The organism is Mycobacterium persicum (assembly GCF_002086915.1).
GTDB classification, from domain to species: Bacteria; Actinomycetota; Actinomycetes; order Mycobacteriales; family Mycobacteriaceae; genus Mycobacterium; species Mycobacterium persicum.
Genome location: NZ_MWQA01000001.1, coordinates 551,142 through 555,364 on the forward strand (window position 1 = coordinate 551,142; position 4,223 = coordinate 555,364).

Consider the following 4,223-nt stretch of genomic DNA (forward strand, 5'->3'; position numbering starts at 1 on the left):
CCGGCCTGGCCAACACCGGCATCGCCAACACCGGCAACTACAACACCGGCAGCTACAACACCGGCAACACCAACACCGGCAGCTTCAACCCCGGCAACACCAACACCGGCCTATTCAACCTCGGCAGCTACAACACCGGCTTAGCCAACACCGGCAACATCAACACCGGCGCCTTCAACACCGGCAACATGGACAACGGCTGGTGGTGGCGCGGCGACAGCCAGGGCCTGATCGGCTTCCACTACACGATTCATATTCCGGAAATCCCGTTGAACGTCGTCGCAACCATTCCGATCGATATCCCCATCAACGCGAGCTTCACCACCACCGTCTACCACGGGATAACGATCGAGGACATCCCGTTCGGCACCACCGTCACGCTCGGTCCCATCCCGGTCTTGCGGGGCACGATCAATTCGCTGACCATTCCGCCGATTTCGGCCACCGGCCCCTCACCGTCAATTCAGATTGGTAAGTCTGACGGTTCGACGGCGATCGTCATCCCCGCGTTTGCCAGCCTCGGCCCCGCCGACTTGACGATCATCGACATCGGCGGCGCCCCGGGATTCGGGAACTCGACAACCAACCCGTCATCGGGGTTCTTCAATGCCGGCACGGGCACCGCATCGGGCTTCGCCAACTTCGGCGCCAACAACTCGGGTCTGCTGAACGCCTCCTCGGGCACCTCGGGGTACAAGAACGTCGGCGACCTGGTCTCGGGCATGGCGAACTTGGGCAACACCGTGTCTGGCTTCCTGAACACAAGCACCCTGGACCTCGCGACCGCGGCTCATGTCTCGGGCTTGGCCAATATCGGCACCAACCTCGCCGGGCTCTACCGTGACAGCACGGCCGGGATGACGACGTTCAACATGGGGCTGGGCAATAACGGCACGTTGAACGTGGGTTTCGGCAACGTCGGCGACTACAACGTCGGCAGCGGAAACGTCGGCGACAACAACGTAGGCAGCGCAAACGTCGGCAGCCACAACTTCGGTGGCGCAAACGTCGGCAGCTTCAATGTCGGCCTCGGCAGCCATGGCCTTCATAACATCGGCTCGGCAAACCTCGGCAACGACAACATCGGTCCCGCAAACTTCGGTGACGACAACCGCGGCTTCGCGAACGCGGGCAACGCCAATACCGGTTTTGCCAACACCGGCGACGGCAATATCGGCCTTGCCAACACCGGCAGCAACAACATCGGCATCGGGCTCACCGGCAACGGCAAAGTCGGGGTCGGCGCGCTCAACTCGGGCAGCGGCAACACCGGCTTGTTCAACTCCGGCACCGACAATGTGGGCCTGTTCAACTCCGGCACCGGAAACGTCGGCATCGCAAACTCGGGCACCGCGAACTGGGGCATCGGCAACAGCGGCAGCACCAACACAGGCCTGGCTAACGCTGGAATGGTCAACACCGGGCTCTGGAATGCCGGCAACGTCAACTCGGGTATCGGCAACACGGGCGACTACAACTCGGGCAGCTTCGACGCCGGCAGCTTCAACACCGGCGGCTTCAACCCGGGCTCCTACAACACGGGTTACTCGAACACTGGTAGCTACAACACGGGATTCGCCAACTCGGGCAACGTCGACACCGGGTTCTTCAATTCCGGAAGTTACGATAACGGCGTCCTGTGGCGGGGCGATTACCAAGGCCTGGTCGGCTACAACTACACGATCTATATTCCCGACACCGCCATTCCGGTGAACCTTGACGTGGAAATCCCGATCGATATTCCGATCAGCGCGACATTCGGCCTCCTGACCATTGAGGGTTTTACCATTCCCAAATACACCGCCGACATCAACGTGCTGGACACCGGAACCACCCAAGCCATCAGCATCGGTCCCCTTACGGTCTCCGATATCGTCATTTCCCTGCCGCCGCTCAATGCCACCATCGGCGGTCCGACCACCGCGATCGATATCGCCGGTACCGGCGGCATCGGCCCCATCGCGATCCCGGTCATCGACATTCCGGCGGCCCCGGGCTTCGGGAACTCGACCACCATCCCGTCGTCGGGGTTCTTCAACTCCGGCGCCGGCAGCTCATCGGGATTGGCCAACGGCGGCCCCAATAACTCCGGCTTCTTCAACGCCTCCGGCAGCTCGGGGATCTCGGGCTACAAGAATGTCGGCGACCTGGTATCGGGCATGGCGAACTTCGGCGACACGGTGTCGGGTTTGCTCAATACCGGCACGCTGGACCTCGCGACGCCGGCCAATGTCTCCGGCGTCGCCAATGTCGGCGCCGACCTCTCGGGTTTCTTCGGCAACTTCGCTATCTCCAACCTGGGCTTCGCCAACGACGGCAGCCTCAACGTGGGCAACGGCAACATCGGCACCCTCAACATCGGCAGCGGAAACGTGGGCGACCACAACGTCGGCGGAGCAAACATCGGCAGCTTCAATGTCGGCTTCGGCAGCCACGGCCTGCACAACTTCGGCTCCGGAAATCTAGGCAACGACAACGTGGGCCCGGCCAACGTGAGCGATCACAATCTGGGCGTGGCCAATGCGGGCGACGGAAATACCGGCGTCGCGAACACCGGCACCTTCAATATCGGCTTTGCGAACACCGGCAGCAGCAACATCGGAATTGGGCTCACCGGCGACGGCAAAGTCGGGATCGGCGCGCTCAACTCGGGCAGCGACAACTTCGGCCCGTTCAACTCCGGCACCGGAAACGTCGGCCTGTTCAACTCCGGCACTGCAAACATCGGTATCGCCAACTCGGGCACCGGCAACATCGGCATCGGGAACTCCGGCACCGCAAACACCGGCGTCGAGAACGCCGGCGGCCACAACACCGGTCTGTGGAATCCGGGCACCGGCAACACCGGCATCGCCAACCCCGGCGCCTACAACACGGGCGTCTACAACACCGGCAGCACCAACACGGGTATCGCCAACCCCGGCAGGCACAACACCGGCAGCTACAACACCGGTAGCACCAACACGGGCCTGGCGAACACCGGCGACTACAACACCGGGGTGGCCAACACCGGCGACTACAACACCGGCCTGGCCAACACGGGCAATGTCGACACCGGCGCCTTCATCGCCGGCAATTACAGCAACGGCTTTTTCTGGCGGGGCGACTACCAGGGTCTATATGGCCTCCACGCCGGGATCTATATTCCCGAATTCCCGGTCCTGAACATGGGTATAGATATTCCGATCAATATTCCTATCAATCTGAATGCCGCGAATATTCTCGTCAACCCGTTTGCCATTCAGCCGTTTACCGTCAGCGTCCTGGGCTCGTCCTATCTCAGCATCACCTTCGACACCATATCCATTCCGGCGCTCAGCGGTCGTGGGCTCGCGGTCGACGCCCTCATCGGCGGACCCGATACGTCGATACCCATCACCATCACCAGCGGCTTGGGCCCCATCGACATCACGTTCATCGATATCCCGGCGGCCCCGGGTTTCGGGAATTCGACAGCCAGCCCGTCGTCGGGCTTCTTCAACTCCGGCACCGGCAGCGCATCGGGCTTCGGCAACGCCGGCGCCGACACGTCGGGCTTCCGCAACCTCGGCGGCGCGGGCGTCTCGGGCTACCGCAACGTCGGCTCCCTCGAATCCGGCCTGGCCAACGCCGGCAACACCATCTCAGGTGTCTACAACACCAGCACCCAAGGGCTCCTGGCGGCGGGCAACCTCTCCGGCGTGGCGAACATCGGCACCAACCTGGCCGGCGTGTTCCACAACAGCACCAGCCCGGCCGGGCGCGTCGTCAATCTGGGCTTGGCAAACGCCGGCCAACTCAACGTGGGCTTCGGCAACGCCGGCGACATCAACGTGGGCAGCGGCAATATCGGCGACCTGAACCTGGGCAGCGGCAATCTGGGCAGCACCAACTTCGGCAGCGGCAATACCGGTAGCAACAACATCGGGTTCGCCCACACCGGTGACGCCAACCTCGGTCTCGGCAACACCGGCGGCCACAACATCGGCGCGGGCGACACCGGCGACGGCAACATCGGCTTCGGCAACACCGGCAACGGCAACATCGGCATCGGGCTCACCGGCGACGGCCAGACCGGATTCGGCGCGCTGAACTCCGGCAGCGGCAACATCGGCCTGTTCAACTCCGGCACCGACAACATCGGCATCGCCAACTCCGGTGACGGCAACTGGGGCATCGCCAACTCCGGCAACCACAACACCGGCCTGGCCAACGCCGGCAACACCAACACCGGCGCCTTCAAC

The 4,223-nt window shown here is 63.0% G+C and carries 1 protein-coding gene; it reads left to right on the forward strand.

The window, feature by feature from the left end; translation table 11 throughout:
* Positions 1–4,223, forward strand: a 4,223-nt coding sequence (locus tag B4U45_RS02440) for a beta strand repeat-containing protein (protein WP_479724740.1), incomplete at both ends; no start/stop codon positions are given.